The sequence below is a fragment of the Silicimonas algicola genome (genome assembly GCF_003970735.1).
Taxonomy (GTDB): Bacteria; Pseudomonadota; Alphaproteobacteria; order Rhodobacterales; family Rhodobacteraceae; genus Silicimonas; species Silicimonas algicola.
This window is the reverse complement of sequence record NZ_CP034588.1, coordinates 1,137,489-1,156,908: the sequence shown is the minus strand read 5'-3', so window position 1 is coordinate 1,156,908 and position 19,420 is coordinate 1,137,489. Positions and strand designations below refer to the sequence as shown.

At 64.1% G+C, this 19,420-nt stretch carries 11 protein-coding genes; 2 read left to right on the top strand and 9 right to left on the bottom strand.

Translation table 11 applies throughout. From position 1 onward, the window contains the following. Positions 1-17: 17 nt before the first annotated feature. The 9 genes from EF888_RS05820 to EF888_RS05785 form a co-directional block, all read right to left on the bottom strand. Positions 18-8,321, bottom strand: a complete 8,304-nt coding sequence (locus EF888_RS05820) for a glycoside hydrolase family 94 protein (protein WP_241239813.1) — start codon at positions 8,319-8,321, stop codon at positions 18-20. A 711-nt stretch (positions 8,322-9,032) separates the two neighbouring features. Next, positions 9,033-9,422, bottom strand: a complete 390-nt coding sequence (locus EF888_RS05815; protein WP_109757883.1) for a cupin domain-containing protein — start codon at positions 9,420-9,422, stop codon at positions 9,033-9,035. A gap of 134 nt (positions 9,423-9,556) precedes the next feature. Continuing rightward, complete coding sequence (locus EF888_RS05810) at positions 9,557-10,036, bottom strand: lasso peptide biosynthesis B2 protein (RefSeq protein ID WP_206508438.1); 480 nt, start codon at positions 10,034-10,036, stop codon at positions 9,557-9,559. A gap of 23 nt (positions 10,037-10,059) precedes the next feature. Further along, on the bottom strand, positions 10,060-10,338 hold the full coding sequence (locus tag EF888_RS21700; RefSeq protein WP_164721581.1) for a PqqD family protein: 279 nt from the start codon (positions 10,336-10,338) through the stop codon (positions 10,060-10,062). After that, positions 10,335-11,189, bottom strand: a complete 855-nt coding sequence (locus EF888_RS21695; protein WP_164721580.1) for a hypothetical protein — start codon at positions 11,187-11,189, stop codon at positions 10,335-10,337. Before EF888_RS21695 ends, EF888_RS21700 begins: the two co-directional genes overlap by 4 nt. Before the next feature lie 17 nt (positions 11,190-11,206). Beyond that, positions 11,207-12,325, bottom strand: a complete 1,119-nt coding sequence (locus EF888_RS05800) for a 50S ribosomal protein L11 methyltransferase (RefSeq protein WP_109757880.1) — start codon at positions 12,323-12,325, stop codon at positions 11,207-11,209. A gap of 309 nt (positions 12,326-12,634) precedes the next feature. Further along, positions 12,635-14,536 carry an asparagine synthase-related protein gene (locus EF888_RS05795; protein WP_109757879.1) on the bottom strand — a complete coding sequence of 634 codons (1,902 nt, stop codon included), beginning with the start codon at positions 14,534-14,536 and terminating at the stop codon, positions 12,635-12,637. Next, on the bottom strand, positions 14,533-16,221 hold the full coding sequence (locus EF888_RS05790) for an ABC transporter ATP-binding protein (protein WP_164721579.1): 1,689 nt from the start codon (positions 16,219-16,221) through the stop codon (positions 14,533-14,535). Before EF888_RS05790 ends, EF888_RS05795 begins: the two co-directional genes overlap by 4 nt. After that, the gene (locus EF888_RS05785; RefSeq protein WP_164721578.1) at positions 16,218-17,411 is read right to left on the bottom strand and encodes a nucleotidyltransferase family protein; all 1,194 of its coding nucleotides are present in this window, start codon (positions 17,409-17,411) and stop codon (positions 16,218-16,220) included. Before EF888_RS05785 ends, EF888_RS05790 begins: the two co-directional genes overlap by 4 nt. A gap of 87 nt (positions 17,412-17,498) precedes the next feature. On the opposite strand from EF888_RS05785, the gene EF888_RS05780 reads away from it, so the two are divergent. Further along, complete coding sequence (locus EF888_RS05780; RefSeq protein ID WP_428842847.1) at positions 17,499-18,467, top strand: lysophospholipid acyltransferase family protein; 969 nt, start codon at positions 17,499-17,501, stop codon at positions 18,465-18,467. Beyond that, positions 18,464-19,399 carry a phosphatidate cytidylyltransferase gene (locus EF888_RS05775; RefSeq protein ID WP_109757875.1) on the top strand — a complete coding sequence of 312 codons (936 nt, stop codon included), beginning with the start codon at positions 18,464-18,466 and terminating at the stop codon, positions 19,397-19,399. Before EF888_RS05780 ends, EF888_RS05775 begins: the two co-directional genes overlap by 4 nt. Positions 19,400-19,420 lie beyond the last annotated feature (21 nt).

The window sequence follows — 19,420 nt, the reverse complement described above, 5'->3', positions numbered from 1 at the left end:
CCTCATTCTTGCGGCGGTCAGGTCAGTGTCACCAAAAGGTCCTGCGCCCCGCCCGTCAGACGCACCCTCAGCAGCCCCCCTTCGACAGGGTGAGGTGCTCCGTTCAAGACGGCGGACTTCACGCCCCGACCCGTCCCTCCAGGATTTTCAACGGTGACCGAAAGCCGCGCCTCGCCCAGCCGGACAGTCGCGCTGATCCGAGGCCAATCCCCGGGAAAGCAGGGGTTCAGTAAGAGGTTTTCCCCTGCTCGCGTGAGACCCAGGATCCCCTCGATCCCGGCGCGATACATCCAGCCCGCCGAACCGGTGTACCAGGTCCAGCCGCCCCGGCCTTCGTGCGGAGGCGTGGAATAGACGTCAGCCGCCACGACATAGGGTTCCACCTTGTAGCGTGCAGCCTCGTCCGGGGTGAGGCTGTGGTTGATCGGGTTGACCAGCGCGAATAGCCGCGCCGCCGCATCGCCGTCTCCCATCCGGCACAGAGCCAGGATGGCCCACATCGCGGCATGGCTGTATTGCCCGCCGTTCTCGCGCAGCCCGGGAGGGTATCCTTTGATATAGCCCGGATCGTGCGGCGTGGCGTCGAAGGGCGGCGTGAACAGGAGCGCCAGGCCGGGATCGGAACGGATCAGATGCTCGGTCATGCTCTCCATCGCCCTGGTAGCGCGGACAGGGTCCGCCGCGCCTGACAGGACGGCCCAGGATTGAGCGATGCTGTCGATCCGGCATTCATCCGAAGTCGAGGACCCCAAGGGGGTTCCGTCGTCGTAGGTGCCGCGCCTGTACCAGTCGCCGTCCCATCCATCCCGTTCGATCGCCTGTACGAGCTCCTCACGGTGCGCGCGCCAGCGCCGGGCGCGAGTTGGATCGCGGCTCTCGGCAAAGGGCGCCATCGCATCGAGGGTGGCGACCAACAGCCATCCCAGCCAGACCGACGTTCCTTCCCCGCCTTCGCCGACGCGGTTCATGCCGTCGTTCCAGTCACCCGTACCGATCAGCGGCATTCCGTTCGCACCCGTCAGGTCGATCGCCAGATCAAGCCCGCGAGCGCAGTGCTCGAAGAGGTCGGCTCGACTATCCGAGACCGTGGGCTCGAAGAAGTCGTCATGCGCGCCGGGCGGAAGTGCGGGGCCTTCGAGGAAGGGAACCTCTTCGTCGAGGATCGTCGCATCGCCCGAGACCGCGATATACTGCGCGACGCCGTAGCCAAGCCAGACGCGATCGTCGGAGATCCGCGTGCGGACGCCCTGCCCCGAATGCGGCAACCACCAGTGCTGGACGTCGCCTTGGGGAAACTGCCGTCCAGCAGCGCGCAGCAGATGCGCGCGCGTCAGCTCGGGGCGCAGTGCGGTGAGCGCCATGCCGTCCTGCAACTGGTCGCGGAAGCCGAAGGCGCCGCTGGCCTGATAGAAGCCGGTGCGAGCCCAGATCCGGCAAGCGAGCGTCTGATAGAGCAGCCAGCCGTTCAGCAGTATATCCATGGCCCGGTCGGGCGTCTGCACCTGCACCGCGGTCAGGAGATCGGTCCAGTGGGCGCGGACGGCATCGAGCGTTGTGTCCGTCTCGACCGCCCGATGGCGCAGGATCAGCTCGCGGGCGGCCTCGGCGGATGCGGCTTGCCCGAGGAGGAAGACCACCGTCGCGCTTTCGCCAGGTTCCAATGTCAGGTGGCGTTGCAGCGCGGCACAGGGATCGAGCGCGGCGCCGGTCCGGCCCGAAAGGGGGTCCGAGCCGATGCCTGCCGGTGCAACCATGCTGCCGCCGCGCCCCAGGACCTCCGTCCGGTCTGCCGTCACGCTGTCGACGCCCGCGCCCAGGTCCGCAAAGGCAACGCGTCCCGGGAAGGCGATGGCAAACGGATTTCGCGCGAGAATGGCCCCGGTCTGCTCGTCGGTCGTGGTGGTGATGTGAGCGGCGGTCGCGCTGCGGGAGGTGCCCAGCACCCACTCGGCGTAGGCCGTGATGGATAGTCGCCGTATCGTGTCGCCATTATTGCGAAGCGTCAGGTGAGTGATCTTGACCGGATCTTCCAGGGGAACGAATTGAACCGTCTCTGCCGCGATGCCGTGTCCGTCATGGCTGAAGCGGCTGTAGCCGAAGCCATGACGCGCGACGTAGGTGCCTTTCCCCCGGATCGGCAGCGCCGTCGGCGTCCAGAGCGCTCCGCTGTCGAGATCGCGCAGGTAGAGCGCCTCGCCGGCCGGGTCGGACACAGGATCGTTCGACCAGGGCGTCAACTGGTTCTCGCGGCTGTTCTCTGCCCAGACATGGCCGCTGCCTTCGGCAGAAACTGCAAAGCCGAAGACCGGGTTGGCGATTATGTTGATCCAAGGCGCGTGTGTGGTCTGGCCGTCCTTGAGGACGGTGACATACTCGCGTCCGTCTTCCCCAAAGCCGCCGGTTCCATTGAAGAATTCCAGCTCGGGCGGCGCGACTGCAGGGGCAGGCTGAGGTGGCGGCGTCTTGATAGGCGGCGAAGAGGGCACAGGGGGAGCAGGCAGAATGGCATCGAGCTGGTCGCCGATGCTGCCGCGGCTCGCCACCAGGGTCACACGCGCTGTGGCGACCAGCATCGCCCTCTGATCCGCCGTGACAAGATCGGAGCGAAGGGTATGGATCGCGCCCTGCTTTCCGCCCTTGTTCGCCTCGCTGCGCGGACGCGTCTGCGCCGATCGAACGGCGACTTCGATGGTGGTCTGCATGTCCTGCACGTACGATGAGGCGCGATCGTTCAGGATCACCAGATCGACATCCAGTTGCCGCATTCGAAGATACTCGTGGGCGGCGAGAACCTCGTGCAGGGCGGCGGCATCTTCGGTGTCGGCGATCCGGAACAGGATGATCGGCAGATCACCCGAAATGCCCATGGCCCAAAGCGTCGATTGCGGCCCCAATCCTGCGTCGATCTGGGCCGGGCTGGCCCTCAATCGCGGATCGTTGCGCAGCATCATTCCGCCCAGTCTCTGGAAATCGGCGGCGGCGGCGGACGTGATCCCGAGGTAGCGCAACTGGACCTGGCTTTGCGTCCACGAGAGGGTCACGGCGCGTTCAAAGGCCGAGAGATCGCGGTGGCGATCGACCTGATCGAGCAGGGCCTCGGGCGTGTCGGCAACGACCGTCCAGAAGGTCACGCGCGCGACGCCGCCGGGTGGAACGATCAGGCGCCGCCGCAGCGCGAAGACCGGATCAAGGACAGTTCCGGTCGTGCCGGACAGAGGTTCCTCCGCCATCGCCGCCGAACGGATGTCTTTTCCCCGACCGATGAACCGCGCGCGGTCGGTTTCGTACTGCACCGGGGCGCTTTCGGTCCCTTCGACGACGCCCAGATGCGCCGCCCAGACCTCGGGGTCGCTGTCGGAGCGGCGTCGTCGGGTGGCAATGATCGCACCGAGCTCGGACATGTAGTCGGTGACGACGAAAAGCTTGGAGAACGCCGGATGCGCCAAGTCCGCGGACTGCGGAGCCAGCACGAGTTCCGAATAGGACGTCAGGTCGATCTCGCGCGCCCTGCCCCCGGCATTGGTCAATGTCACGCGGCGGGCCTCGGCGTCATCTTCTGCCGACACCACGACTTCGGTGGTCATCGTCAGCTTCTTCTCTCGATGCGTGAACGAGGCAAGGTGTTCCGAGAAGACCGCCTGATGCTGGTGCTCGCCGGCGCCGGTCGGCTGGACAGCCGCGGACCAGAGCGCGCCGGACGTCACGTCCCGTGCAAAGATGAACGACCCAAGTGTCGCCTGCGAGGGATCGGGCCGCCACCGGGTGATGGCCAGATCGCGCCAGCGGCTGAACCCGCCCCCCGTGGGGGTAAGCATCACGCCGTAATGTCCGTTCGACAGCATATGCCCGGTCGAGGTTTCCTCGGCAGGCGCGTCGAAGCGGCGGACGACAGGGGCATCCACGCCATCGACGGTCGTGACGGGCACATCCCGGGCGCGCGGCGAGGCGGCCGTCGCGTCGCGGGGCACGCGCTCCTGCAGCAGTAGCTCGACCGCGCGGACGATAGGCTCGGCGTGGAAGCGAGTCCTCAGACGCCCGTCCTGAAGCGTGTTGGCGATGGCGGTGATGGTCATGCCCTGATGGTGCGCCATGAAGCTTCGGATCACCGCATGGTCGGCTTTTGCGGGCAGGCGCTGCGCGGTGAAATCCAGCGCTTCGTAGAAACCGAAGCGGCCTTCGGCCCCGAGAGCGGCGAGGCGTTCGTAATTCCGCAGGGCCGCTGCCGGATCGACCATGGTGGCAAGCCCGGTGGCATAAGGCGCAATCACGCGGTTCTCGTTCAGACCTCGCTTCAGACCCAGCCCCGGCACGCCGAAGTTGGAATACTGGTAGGTCATCTCGAGATCGCGGGCATTGTAGCCGGATTCCGAGACCCCCCAGGGCATCCCATGTGCGGCGCCATAGGCCTTTTGGCGTTCGACGATCAGACGGTTGGTCTGCTCCAGCAGCGATCCCACCGGCGCCCGCATCACCAGCGACGGCATGAGATATTCGAACATGCTGCCCGACCACGAGATCAGGGCCGATCCCGATCCGACGGGCGTTGCCGCCCGGCCCAACCTGAACCAGTGGCGGGTGGGTGCGTCGTCTTTTGCGATGGCGAAGAGGCTTGCGAGCCGTGCCTCGGACGCCAGCAGGTCGTAGCAGTTCGGATCGCGGGTATTGCTCGAGACCGAAAAACCGATGGACAAGAGCTGCTTGTCCGGATCGAGCATGAAGGCGAAGTCCATATCCATGGCCAGGGTGCGGGCGACGTCCTCGACCTCCGCAAGCCGCGATCCTGCCGCGCCGTCGGCATCCGCGAGGTGCCCGGCGATGCACTCGCGAGCGGCCGCGCACCAGAACGCCAGATCGGCTGCGCTCTCTCCCAGAGCGTCGGCCAGCGCCACCGCCTCGGTCGCCATCGGGGCCAAGATCGCGAAGGCATCCTGACGCGCGTTCGCTTCCAACAGTCGGTCGAGCAAGCGCGACACTGCGGCTGCGTCGGGGATCAAAGCCTTCTGTGCGAGTGCCAAGGCATCATGAAGCCCCGCGCGCTGCTCGGACGTCGCTACTGGACCGTCCTGCCATTCCCTGCAGGCCTGGGCCACCGCGATGAGATGTCCCGCGAGATTGCCGCTGTCCACCGACGACACATAAGGCGGATCCAGGACCTGCAGGTCGCGTGTGTCGTGCCAGTTGTAGGGATGGCCGCGGAACCTGGGCATCTGTGTCAGGGTCAGCAACGTCTGTTCCAGCCGGGTGACGGCGGCGGATTGACCGATCCACCCCATGTCGCGGGCGACGGTGGTGGACAGAAGATAGAGGCCGATATTGGTAGGTGACGTGCGGTGGAAGGTCGTGGGGGTTGGCGTTTCCTGGAAGTTGTCGGGAGGCAGGTAGTTGTCCGCCTCGGTCACGAAGGTCTCGAAGTAGCGCCAGGTGCGCCGGCCGATCAGTCGCAGGGCGCGGGCGTCGTCGTCCGTCAGAGGCGTCGGGACAGCCTCCGCCTGCGGTCGGCTGACGCGGTAGGCGAGCGCGGGTGCGGCCAGCCACAACAGCGCGAAGGGCGCAGCCACCGGCCAGACCGAAGGGTTGAGCGCGACCGCGACGCCGCAGGCGGCAAGTCCAAGTGCCACCCCGTGCGCCATCTGCCGGTAGAGCGCGGACGGGCCGGGCTGCTCGCCGGCCCCTGTCGCCGCAGACGTCACCCATTGAAGCAGATGCTGTCGCGTCACCGCCAACCGGATCAGCGTGCGCAGGATGGCGTCCGACATCTGCCACGAGGCATCGGCCAGAAATACGACGCCCAGTGCGATCTGCGCGAGGGCGCGCCACGTGTCCGCCAGAAGCGCCGCAAAATGGCTGCGAGACGTTATCCCGGCCCGGCCCGGAAGGATCGCAAACGGAAGACCGACAAGTTGCGGCAGCGCCAGCATCAGGAGCACCGCGGCGGTCCATGCGGCGGCCATGGGCACAGGCAGCAGCCAGCCTGCAAAGAGTGTGAGCAGCGTCAGCGGCGCCACCAGCGAGCGACGCAGGTTGTCGACCATCTTCCACCTTCCGAGGGGAGAAATTCCGGAGTCCCGCCGGATCACCCAGGGCAGAAGCTGCCAATCCCCCCGCACCCAGCGATGCTGACGCCCTCGGGATGTGTCGTAGCGTGCGGGGAAGGTCTCGACCACGTCGATGTCCGACACCAGCGCGGCACGGGAGAAATCGCCTTCGAAGAGATCGTGGCTGAGCATGCTGTTCTCGGGAACGCGCCCCGCGAGGCTCGCGTCGAAGGCGTCCACGTCATAGATACCCTTCCCGGTGAACGAGCCCTCGCCGAACAGATCCTGATAGACGTTGGATTCCGCGCTCGCATAAGGCTCGATCCCGCCGAGGCCGGAAAAGACACGCTGGAACAGTGAGCCCTCGGTGCCGATCGGAAGGGCGGGTGTCACGTTGGGCTGCATGATGCCGTAGCCCGAGGTGACGCGACGCGTCGCCAGGTCGAAGACCGCGCGGTTCAGCGGATGGGCCATCTTGCCGATCAGCCGCGCCACGGTATCGCGCAAGAGCCGAGTGTCGGCGTCGAGCGTGATGACGTAGCGCACATCCTGGGGCACGCCCGCGTCGGAGAGGAAGCTCGTGTCGGTGGCGCCCCGCAATAGGCGGTTCAACTCGTGCAGCTTGCCGCGCTTGCGCTCCCATCCCATCCAGACGCCTTCCGAGGCGTTCCAGTGCCGCCGGCGCTGCAGGAACAGGAAGCGGTTGCCCTGGTCGGACGGGTAACGCGCGTTGAGGCGCTCAATCGCCGTCTCCGCCGCCGATATGAGCGCGGCATCCTGAGGAGTGGTCTCAGTCGTCTCGTCCGGCCCGTCGGACAGAAGCGCATAGTGCAACGCACCGCCGGCGCTGGAGAGGTGATGGACCTCGAGCTGATCGATCTGCGCCTGAAGGTCATCGGCGTCGCGGAGCAGCACAGGCACCGCGACCAGCGTCCGCAGGGTCGCCGGAATGCCGGTCGACAGGTCGAGCCCGGGCAAGAGCTCTGGCCTGACGGTCCGGGTGACGACAAGGTTGACGAGTGCGACGCCTGCTTCGGAGGCGGTCGCAAGTCCGGTGACCGCCAAAACGATCAGCGCCAGCCCGCCCGCTCCCGTGGTCCAGAGGGCGAGCGCCAGCACCAAGGCTGACATGAGCGCGATCAAGCCGAGAAAGCCCGCCAGACCCAATCGGCCCAGTCCGCGCTCGAACTGCATCCGGACGGTCGGACTGAAGCCGACGTCGCGCTCAAGCCCCGCCCTGGCCGGCCCGATCAGAGATGATCCGGGATCGGCGTCCGGCTCCGGCATGGTGGCGGCAAGATCCAGCGCGGCGTCGGCAATGGCGATCTCGCTATGCCCCGAGCCACGCGCCAACACCTCGATTTCGGTCCGATACCTGTTGCGCGTGGCAAAATCCATCGCTGCAAAGTCCGACCGGGCGCGCAGGCGATCATCCACGAGGCTGACATCCTCGACGAAGTCGGCCCAGTCCAGTTCCGACGCCAGCCGCATGCTTGTGACGATGTTCCGCATGGTGACGTTGGACGCGCCCTGCCGCAGTTGGGCGTTCTGCACCACCGTCTCGATGGAGGTCCCATGATGGGCCAGACGATCTTCAAGCCAGGCGTGAAGCGGCGTCTCGGCCGGATCGAACCCTCGCAGACGTTTGGCGATCTGGGCCGCCACGATCTCGTCCAGCGGGCCGGGAGCGATCCGGGCCGTCGCCGCCCTCAGCGCGTCCTGCGGGGACAGCCCCGACGTCGCCCGGGCCGCCAGCACCTCATCGACGATGCCATCGGCAATAAGACGTCGGCGGTCGTTTATGGTGATCTGTTCCGCCAGGCGGCGCATGTTCTCGACCAGAACGATCCGGAGCGTGATCGCGATGGCCCAAAGCTCGCCGATGGTGAGGGGGCTGACCTGCTGGAAGGCCTTGACGAAGCGCGCGAGGATCGGACCTGACAGCAGGCTGTCGGTGTGGGCCACATAGGCCCAGGTCAGCCCGAAGACACGCGGGTATCCGGCGAATGGCCCCCCGGCTAGTTTCGGAAGCTGCCGGTAGTAACCGGCGGGCAGATCATCCTCGATCTGGCGCAGTTGCTGTTCGACGAGGTGGAAGTTGTCCAGCAGCCACTCCGCCGCGGGCGCGATCTGCCGTCCCTCCCGCAACGCCTGGGTGCAGGAATTGTAGGCGACAAGCAGAAACCGAGCGTTGCTCTTGACGCGGACAGTCAGCGGGCGGACTCGGGAATCGGACTTCTCTGCGACGTCCTCCGCCGACGCAAGCGACAGAGCGTGATGTTCCAACCGTTCCGGGCCGAACAATTCCGACCTGATGACAGTGGTATCCCGCCAGAAGTTCGGTGTCTGCGTCCAAGGCGCTATATCGAGAAGCGAGAGCCGCCTTTTCGTCGATGACGGCCCTGACTCGGTCACCCGTCCTGACGCACGGCAGACGTAGCTGCGGCATTCGCCCGTTCGGGGGTGATTGTTGCCTTAGTCACAGACCCCTCTGAGGCCGCCAGAGGCAGGACACGATATGCGCCCTGCAGGCATCTCTCCGGTCGCATGCGACGCGACATGGCGGTCCATTTGTTTTCGATCTGTTCCCACTTCATGGCGCCTCCTCCCATTTCCCATCTAACATCAGCGCAACGCCGCGACGGGCAAGTCGTTCCCTTGATCTTCGGTGGAGAGAACAAAGTTAAATATCAGAAGCATATCTTCGCTCATACGCTGTCTGATGCCGCGTATGCGGATCAACTCTGTCGGCGCGTCTCGCCGCTCAAGAGGGTTCAAGGCGGCCGTCCGCGACAAAGCCCTCTTCGACCCCGTATGTCGATTCGAACACCCCGATGGAGTCGGCCTCTAATCACTCAGTAAACCAAAAGCTGTACTCTCGGTCAGAATTCTCGTGGGAGATCGCAGCTTAGGGTGAGCAGCCCTGTATTCCTGCTCACCTCGCGCTGATCCGGCCCGTTCTCAGGCCCAGACCGTCGATGACCTGCATGGACGCCCTCAGTCCAGGTCCGTCTGGATCCACCGATGAGAATGATGAATGTCGATGGTCTGAAGCCGTCCTGGCCCCAGGTTCTCGAACCGATGGGGCACGCCCTTCGGTCCCAGGACGACTTCTCCCGCCTCCGCATCGATCACGGCGTCTCCCACGAAGAAGCGGGCCCGCCCTTCGGTGACGATGAAGGCTTCGTCATAGGGATGGACGTGAAGCCGCGGCCCCTGCCCTACGACGTCAGTCCCGTAGGTCAGAACGGTGACCGGCCCGCCCAGCGTCTCGCCGTTGACATGACCGCGCCAGGGCGGCGTTCCCGTGGCGTCGTAAAGAGTTGCCTTCGCGGGAGCCCGTCCGTCGGGCTCTACCGTTGTCGGGTCGAAGTCTGCGCGTTTCAACTCGGTGCCTTTCTGACGTTGAAGACTGTCTGTTCGAGGGCAGAGCCGGGAAAAGATGGATGAGCAGTTCTAGCTTTGCGAAGGTTCCCGGTCCAGAAGGCTCCGCTCACACCTGATGTCTTCCCCCACCGTAGTCATTCCCGGTCAGCGTGTGAGCCTTCCAAGGAACCGCCCTCTGCGCGAAGCAGAACCTCGAAACCCTCGCCTTCTCCACCCGCGACCGTGACGCCGTGGCACCGCAGCCAGGCGTGCGCCGCGAGGTCGCCGTCTTCCGTCTTTCGCACACCCAGAAAGAACCTCGAGCCTAGATCCTCGCGTCGCAGCATCGCCTGCGCCGCCAGACAGCGCACCAGGCAGTCGGTCCGCCAGGGAAGGTTGTTGGCCGCAGTCCGTACCGCCCATTCCAGTAGCTTCAGCCGGGCCAGGATGACTGGATCCAAAGTGTCGTCGGACGTTGCAGCCTCGTCGGCTTGAAGCTGCTCGACAAGCCGTCGCGCCGGAAGCCGCCCGAGGACAAGCCTCGCCCGCAGCAAGGCCGCAGCCGCCTGGCTCAGAGCGCGCCGTTCGTCACCGCTGAGACGTGTTGCCTTCGAGAGCTTGCCCGCCAGCCGCACCGTCGAAGAAGGTCGCGTCGCGCTCAGGTGGCTCCCTCGACCAGCTTGCACCGCTCGAGCTCCCCGACGAGATCCATGATGTCACGCTCCAGCACGTCCGACGTGACCTCGAACTCCGAGAGAAGCGTCTCGTGCACCTCGGACAAGGTCTTGCCGTCGGCCATGAGGGAAAATATGCGCGCGCCCACTGGATCCAGACCGAAGTAGACCCCGCTTTCCAGATCGAGAAGGACGAGTTCGCCGTCGACCTCGCGGGTCGCGACATGTGCGGGCACGTCAAATCGGGTGTCGGGCGTCGTCACGTCGCCTCCTCCAGAACCGGTCGTGGAAAGCCAACACGACGGAGGATCGCCTCCCTCGCCGCTGGAAGGGCAGCGTAGTCGCGCGGCAGGTCTAAGGCAATAGAGGGTACCGCTTCGACCACGTCCGCGACACGGTCCAAGACACGCCGAACGAGCGCCCGATCTTCGATGTCGAGGACGAAGACGTTGCGCATCCAGGCCGCAAGCGCCTCGCCACCGCGCAGGTCCTTGATGGTGGCGATCTCGACCTCAGCCTCTCCGAGAAAGAATGCAGCCCTGAGGGGGCGAGGCGCATCGCAATGCAGAAGCGCTTCGACTGCGAGCATGCGAGCCTTGTCAGTATAGGACACCGGTGGTGCGAGAGGCGCATTTCCGAGAAGTGCGGTCCGGGAATCGTCCCACATTCGGACCGAGGGATGGCTCGGAAGCGCCACAAGGTGTTCGCCGCTGCGTTTGACGACTAGGGTGTCGTCCGTCAGGAAGGGATGCCCGGAGAGTGCGAAGCTCGCTGCAAGAGTTGATTTGCCTCGCCCCGAGGGACCCATGAAGGCGATCGCTTCATCGCCCGTCTCCACGGCGCTGGCATGAAAGACCAGCTCTCCCCGTGCGCTCAGCATCATGGGAATGACCTGGTTCAGGAACAGGTGGTCGCGCGTCACATCGTCGAGCGAAGGGTCGGGCCAGCATAGGGCTTTCGCTCCGTCTTTCCCGATCTCGAAATCCGCAAGGTCGGGAAACCGGAGGATGTACCCGTCCGTCGAGCGATGAAAGAGAAGCCAGTGCACTTCGCTTTCGAACGACCAGCGGTTGAACGGATGATCCGCCAGGGGCTGTTGAACCCGCGGCGGCATAACTGCGGGCGCCTCTGTCATCGCGTCCAGCCCGCGAGCCAGGATCTCACGAAGTCGCGGATCGCCTCGGGCGTCGGAAAAAGGTCCGGATGGTCGTGGAGGACAGCCTCTTCGATCTCCCGAAGACTAAGCCTGCCATCACAGTAGCCGAGGACGATGGCGCCCGCCCGAGCGTCGACAGTCGGTACGGGAACATGGTCGGGCCGGGCACGGCGGAGGTCGTCCGCGTCAAGGATCTCGCCCTGAAGGGTCGACTGGCGGAAGCGCCGCCCGGTCGGAACGTGCTCGAGCGTCCATGCGAAGACGTTCTCGTCGGGCCGCATCGCCATTGTCACGCGCAACCTGTCTCCGTCGCTGACCTCAATCGCTTCCTCGATCGGGAAGAACGCCTGGCTCCGGTTGATGCGGTCGTGGCGAAGCGGAGAATTGGTCATCGTAACGCCTTCGCACAGCGTGCAATCGAACCAACCAGCGAGGCCTTCGAGTTTCCCGCCTCGGGTGATGGTAAGTTCGGCCTTGTAGGAGAACGACTCGCGCGTCTCCGTCATGAAGTCGATTTCGCCAAGCAAGGCCGGCAGTCCGAGGACGTCTTCCAGTCGCAGTTCGACGGCATGTTTCGTGTTTACTGTGTAGGCATTCAGCGCGTGGAAGCCAGCGGGAATGCCTTCACGTGTCCAACCTCGCGCAATACGGGAACTTTGCTGGCCGCCAACGGGGGCAAGGTGTAGCCCCAGTCCTTGAGGGACAATGCGCCCGCCCATCTTAAGAAAGCGCCTGCGGGCGTCCTTGAGCATCTTAAGGATGCCGTAGTCGAGACCAAAGTAGCCGACATGGTCGCAAACAATAAGGTCAACACGGTCGGACAGCAAAAACCTGCTGGCGTCCATGCGCACTGGTCCGGAACGTTTGGTCCGGGACACCACAGCGTACACCCGACTGGCAATCTCGACGATCGCTGTTTTATCTACGCCGATGACGGACTTAGCGCTGCCCTGAAGACAAAGAAGACCAAGAATACCTACCCCGCACCCGAGGTCCAACACGTCGTCATTTGCTTTTACGACGCGCTCTACAGCCTGTGTAAAAAGTCGCGTCCGTTGGACATCTTCAACGTAAGAAAGGTGCTCGGCCAGCATTTACCCTCGTCATCACACGACAATCTATATTCCGCAGGCTGACAAGAAGCAGTGCCGCTGATTGCTGGCAACCGACGCTATCCGCCACTTTTGCAATGGTAGCGGCGATAAGGCAGCGCGAACTGCCGTGATGTCGCTCAGCCTCCACCTGTCGGTTTGGTCATGTTCTCCGACGAATCGCTCGCCGTTCCCATGGTCCCGCGGGTAACCAGGTGTAGCCGACCAAAATCTGTCAAGCTCGGCTTCGAGTATGCCTTCTGAGCTACAGGCTCGAAGTACTTATCCTTCATTGAGTCAACTTTCCCTGAGCTAAGACACTGCCTTTTCAAGCGTAGCATCTTCCAACATGGACCTGCAACACAGGAGGCACAGCAGCATACCAAATGCCCAATGATCGCCGTTTCGGTTAGGAAACCTCAAGTCGGCACGGAGCAAATCGCGTTTCTCTGCCTCAGTCCAACCTGGCGCCAAGGGTTCAGGATGAGACAAGGCCGAATCCAGCTCCTCCGACACACATGCGAAGACGTTCGAGAACTCCGCCTTCGTTCGCCTAGAGTGTACCACTGCGGGTAGCCAATCATGCATCGCAGTTCGATGTATAGCGCGGTCTGTCTTTCCACGTCGAAGCTGTGTGAGCGGCAGAGAGAGCGCCATTTCAATAAACTTCTCGCTTTGTAGCGGCGACCGTCTCTCGATTCCCGCCTGACTTGCCATGACGTCAAGCCTCTCGCGTGCCAGAGCATTGTATGCACTTCGCAGGGTCAGGACCCTCTCTCTCAGTCCGATCGCCATGCGTGGCGTCAGGCATTGAGCGTAATACTGTTGCCTTTCTTCCAACCTTTGTCTTAGCGATTGCTCAAGCCACTCCGTTTCAAGGCGGGGAAGTCGTCTTAGTGCATACCTCAGGTTATTGGCCGCTGAGCGTACCCGCCTTGGCAGCACTGGGTATACACCGTGACGCATGGCTCGATACGCTGCGTGAGCCACGCCAAATTGACGGACGTCTGTCATTATACTTTGCCCTGCCTCTCGCCATTGACCCGTCTGAAACGCTTCCGCCAGGTCGTTATCAGCGAAAGCCAACCACTGGTCCCCGCCGACGCCGTCAAGATGAATCCTACCTCCCGCCTCCTTCAGCGCCTCATACTCACTCAGTTGCATGATGCCATTCGGGAAATTGGGAATGGTTGCCCGCCGCACTGCCTCATCCAGATACCACTCAAGCGGCTTCAGCGTGGGCTCCACCTCCTTGATCTGCCGTCCGACGTGCGCCCCCACCTCATGAGCGTAATCCAACTCATATGCATCGGTCCCCTCCTCGAACTTCAGCGTATACCCCTGGATATCCGGCGCAGGCAGCAGCCCCTCGCGCCAGAGCGCATCTGCCACCGCGAACACGGCCGACGAATCCAAGCCCCCGCTGACGTCGCAGCCGACCACACGATGTGACCTGCTCAGCCGCCGCACCGTGTCGAAGAGCACCTCCCGGTAGTGATCCACGTACTCGCTGTCATGCTTGTAGCGCAGCAGCGGGATATTCTCCGGATGCCAGTAGGTCTCGATCCGACAGCTCCCCTCGCCGACGACCATGTAGCGCGCGGCGACAAGGCGCATGACGCCTTGCCATAAGGTCTCGTCCCGCGACACCCAGCTGGCCGCAAGCGTTTCCGCCAGAAACCCTTCATTCCAACGCCTCGGCTCGCCCGTCGCATCTAGAACGGCGCGGATCTCCGAGCCGAAGATCAGCCGCTTGCCGTCCCAATGATAGACGAAGGGCTTGGCCCCGATCCGGTCTCGAGCACAGAAGGCACGGCGCCGGCGCGCGTCCCAGATCACCAGCGCGTAGTCGCCATCGACCCACTGAAGGCACTCCTCGCCCCACGTCTCGTAAGCCCGCAGGACGAGTTCGGCGTCGGCCCTTGTGCGCAGTTGAGCGCCCTTCGCCAGAAGCGTGGCGCGGAGCTCCTCCCAGTTGTCGACGCGCCCGTCCATCACGAGGACGAGGTCGCCGGTCTCGTTTGTCAGAGGCTGGGTCTCCTCGAGAGCCTCGCTCGTCGTCACCAACATGCAGTGACCCAGCGCCACCGACCCGGACGACCAGTGCCGGATGCCATCGGGACCGCGATGCGCCATGGCCGTCGTCATCGCCTCCACCTCGCGGAGATCCACGGGACCGCCGTCGAAGCGGATGATGCCGGCGATGCCGCTCATGCACGCACCTCGCGCCGCGTGCTCAGAGCAATCGTCTTCCCCTCGTCCGCGACCACCTTGCCCTCGCTCAACGTCACCACCCGGTCGGCCAGCGCCAGGCTGCCCGGACGGTGCGTGATGAGGATGACCGTCCTGTCGGCGAAGGCCGCCCTGGCGTCCGCGATGAAGGCGTCCTCTCCCTCGGGGTCGAACATGGCCGTTGGTTCGTCGAGGACGAGAATCGCCGGGTCCTTCAGCAGCGCACGCGCCAAGGCCACCCGCTGTGCCTGACCGCCCGAGAGGCGAATGCCGCGGTCGCCGACGATGGTGTCATAGCCGTCCGGCAGCCGGCTGACGAATGCGTGTGCCTGCGCCCGGCGTGCGGCATCTTCGATGGCCGCGTCACCCGCACCGCGAAGGCCGAAGGCGATATTCTCCCGGATGCTCGCGTTGAAGAGGAGCACGGTCTGCGAAAGGACGGCGATCTGCTCTCGGAGGCTGCGAAGATCGACGGTCGACACATCGGTGCCATCGATCCGGACTACCCCCCGGTCGGGCCGGTCGAAGCGCGTGAGGAGGTTGACGAGCGTCGTCTTGCCCGCGCCGTTCGCCCCCACAAGTGCAACCGTCTGACCCGCCGGAATGCGCAGATCGACGCCGTTCAGGGCCGAGGCGCGGCCCGGATAGGCAAGGTGGACGTCCTCGAAGACGATGTCTCCACGGATCGGACCGATCGCCGGCGCCGCGATCGCTGGCCCTTCTCCAGCCTCGCCGAACAGATCGTCGAGACGGGTCATCGCGCCGCGCGCGTGCTGCGTCGCGGCCCAGACACCGGCGAGCGAGGAGAACGGGCCGGTCAGGAAGGCCGCGTAGAGTAGGAAGGTGACGAAGTCCGACACCGACATCGCACCGCCCGTCACCCTGTCGCCCAAGAGCCTCAGCAGGATCACCATGGCCAAGACCGCTCCAAACTGGATGGCAGCGTTCAAAAGAGCGGTCAGCCCCTCGCGTTCGACTTCGAGCGAGCGCAGGCGTTCGGCGCGGAGGCGGTAGCTTTCGGCCTCGTCCACCTCCCGGGTGAAGGCCTTGACGGCGGGCATCATCGAGAGGTTCTCGTCGACCGTCGAGACGAGGTCGGAGTAGGCGTCCCGCGCCTCGACCGAGAGCGGGCGCAGCCTGCGGCCGATCAGCCGGAGACCCACGTAGAAGAGTGGCACAAGCAGGAGCACGATCGCGGCGAGGAGAGGCGCTATGCTCGCCATGACCGCAAGTGCGCCCGCGACCGCAAGGATATTGGGAAGGAGGCTTGTCAGCGTGCCGGTCGCGAAGGCACTGAGGTGCTCGGGCTCGTAGACGGCAAACGACAGGATATCACCCTGGCGCCTCTGCCGGAAATAACCGAGCGGCAGGTTCTGGATATGCGTAAAGATGCGCTGGCGAAGGTCGGTCACGATCCTCGCCGAGAGCGTGGCCATGCGGCGGTCGGTGACATAGGCCAGAGCCGACCGCACGCCGAAGAGCACCACGACCGCCAGCAGCACGAGATCGAGGTCGATGGCTCGGTCCGAAAAGACGCCGGCGGCGAACTTCCCACCCAGCCAGGGTATGCCGAGAGCGACGCTGGTCCGCAGCACCAGAAGGCCGGACACCACGGACAATGGCAGCCAGTAAGGCCGCGCAAGGCCGATCAGGCGCGTGAAGGTCATGGCCGGCCCAGGTCCTGTCGCAGCACCTTCGCCAGACCGCGCAGGACGCGACGGAGGTAGAGGATCGAGAGGCTTCCGCCTTCTCCGAACCGGGCGTGCATATAGTCGGCGCGCGGGAACAGGTGGTCGCGAACGAAAGCGGCCTTCGCCCCGGCTCCGTCGAGGGCCCGAAGGTCCATCCATGTCCGCGTTATCCGCCCAGCCTTCAGATATCTGTCGACCAAAGACGGAGGCGAGGCGTTCCACTCGCCGATCAGTCCCTCCGGAAGTGGTGTGCCGAAAATCGTCTGGCCTGTCTCCAGTCCCGAAGCTGTGACGTCGGCAAGGCCCCTGCGGGTGGCCTCGATGCGGAGCGCGCCCCAGTCCTTATCCGACAGGGTGCGCGCGAGGCGATCAATGTCCGCAAGCCAGATCAGCCTGTCGGCGCTGAAGTGGTCGACACCCTCGACCGAGTAGGGCGAGACGAGATGAACGAAGCGGTGAAGGCAGGTGATCAGCAGCGCATCGACGGGATGAGGTGCGCGGGCCATCGCGGAGAAGCGGGCCAGCGGCACCGATCTTTTGAGCAGTTCCCGTGTGGAGAAGGCGCGGGACAAAACGGCTGAGTTGTTCAGGGACCAGTGGAGGTCGATGACATGCTCCCACCCACAGCTTGCATCGGCCTGGCTGAAGCTGAACTGGGTCACGGCCCCGCCGAGCGAGAAGGTCGTATCACGCCCGAACCCGAGGTCGCCGAGTATCCTGCCGGCGCGGTCGACGTTCTCCCCCGCGATCAGAAGGTCGGTGTCCCCCCTCGTCCGCGCCGCAGGCATGTCGTAGACACTGTAAGCGCTCGCCGTGCCCTTGAGGATGACGCTGTCGATACCAGCCTCTGCCAGCGCGTCGACGGCATCGCCGATAACCTTGCGGTGACGATCCTCCCAGAAGCCCTGGACCAGCGCAGCACGCTCGACAGCATCGAGAACCTCGGCGGGTACACCCTCCATCTCCTTCAGAGCGGCAGCCGAGAGAACTTCGGTGCCGTGAAACACGAGGCGTTCGAGAACGCGTGTTCCATTTAGGGTTTCGGGCCAGGAGTCAGGTGCGTCGGACACCAGAGCCCGCACAAAGTCTTCCTCGACATCGAAGCCGGTCCCGTCGTTTGCCGAAATCGTAAGGTTCGATGACGCCAGAGCCAAAATTTCGTGCACCTCGATGGCCGATTGAAGGCATCGACTGTCAGAAACGCTATAGCGATTCACCCGAAGCGTCGACCCGCAGACGCTACTATCCAGACCGTGCCGAGAGTACGCCGCCTTTCCAGTGTGCAGACGTCCCCACGACCGGGGGCCATCCTCCGCCGCTCATATTCGCTGCGAATACGCCCTCTTGTCGCCTATACCGTTCAAAACACAACTTCAGGTTCAACTCATGGCCTTCCCGCTCTGTTTGGTTTGGATGTCACCCCTTTCGATCTGGTCGGATCGGGTTCGCGAGTGGATGCCCTGCAGCGCGTCTCACGCGAATTCTTCTTTTTTGCCGCAGATCAGGAAGACGTCGTATCATCGCGTTTGGAGAACACCGTCTCCTGCCCTTGTCCCGCACAGTGTCCGAGCATGACGACCGAACTATCGCTCCCTATGCGCATCGTCGCGCGGCTTGCGGCCCATGGGATCGAATTCTTCGCGCGGCTGATCACCGCTGTCCGCGCCGAGTGGATCGGGGTGGAGCCGATCCCAGGGCAAAGGGTCTACTACGCCAACCACGCAAGCAACGGCGATTTTGTCTTGATCTGGGCGGTGCTTCCGCGACGTTTGCGCAAGAGCGTGCGCCCTGTTGCCGGGGCGGACTACTGGATGGGCAGCGGTCTCAAGCGCTTCGTCGGCAGACATGTCTTCAACGCGGTACTGATCGACAGGACCGGCGGCGCGCCGAGGGAGGCTGCGGTCGAACAGATGGCCGAAGCGCTGGATCAGGGAGCGTCGCTGATCATCTTCCCCGAAGGCACGCGCAATCTGACCGAGGAAAAGCTTCTGCCGTTCAAGACCGGCCTTTATCATCTGGCCCATGCGCGCCCCGAAACGGCATTCGTTCCCGTCTGGATCGAAAACCTCAACCGCGTCATGCCGAAGGGCGAGATCGTACCGGTGCCCCTGCTCTGCAAGGTGACCTTCGGCTCACCTCAACATCTCGACGGTGACGACAAGGAGACCTTTCTCGGCCGGACGCGCAACGCCCTTCTCGAGCTATCGGCACCTCTCTCATGATCCCCGATCTCATCTATCTCCTGGCGTCGATCATCGGTCTGCTGATCGTAGCGAGCGTCATCGGCGCCATTCTGGAGCGCACCTACTCCCCCGACGGCGAGAACGCCGTCATCGAAAACCTGAACGCGCGTATCCGTGCCTGGTGGGCAATGGTCGTCCTGATCGGCATCGCCTTTCTAGCGGGTCGGGCGGGTGTGGTGATCCTGTTCGCCCTGTGCAGCTTTGCAGCGCTGCGAGAATTCGTGACGCTGACCAATGCGCATCGGGCCGATCACTGGACGCTTGCTGCCAGTTTCTTTGTCGTGATTCCGCTGCAGTACTGGCTGATCTGGGCGGGCGAATACGGGATCTATTCGATCTTCATCCCGGTCTACTGCTTCCTTCTGGGTCCGATCGTCTCGGCGCTGCGCGGAGAAACCCGGAACTTCCTTGTGCGGGTGGCGGAAGTGCAATGGGCCCTGATGATCTGCGTCTACTGCGCCAGTCACGTCCCGGCGCTCATTACCTTGAAGATCGAGGGTTACGAAGGGCGCGGTGTCCTGTTGATCGCCTTTCTGATCGTCGTCGTGCAGCTTTCGGACGTGTTGCAGTATGTCTGGGGAAAGCTTCTGGGTCGCCACAAGATTGCGCCCAAGCTGTCGCCCTCGAAAACCTGGGAGGGGTTTGTCGGCGGGGTGGCCTCTGCAACCCTGATAGGATCGGCCCTCTACTGGCTGACGCCCTTCACCCCGCTGCAGGCCGGGATCATGGCGTTCATCATCGCCCTGATGGGCTTTTTCGGCGGCCTCGTGATGTCCGCCATCAAGCGCGACCGCGGGGTGAAGGATTGGGGACACACCATCGAAGGCCATGGGGGGTTCATCGATCGACTCGACTCGGTCGTCTTCTCGGCGCCGATCTTCTTCCACCTGACGCGCTTCTGGTGGACGTGATCAGGCGTCTGGCATCACAGA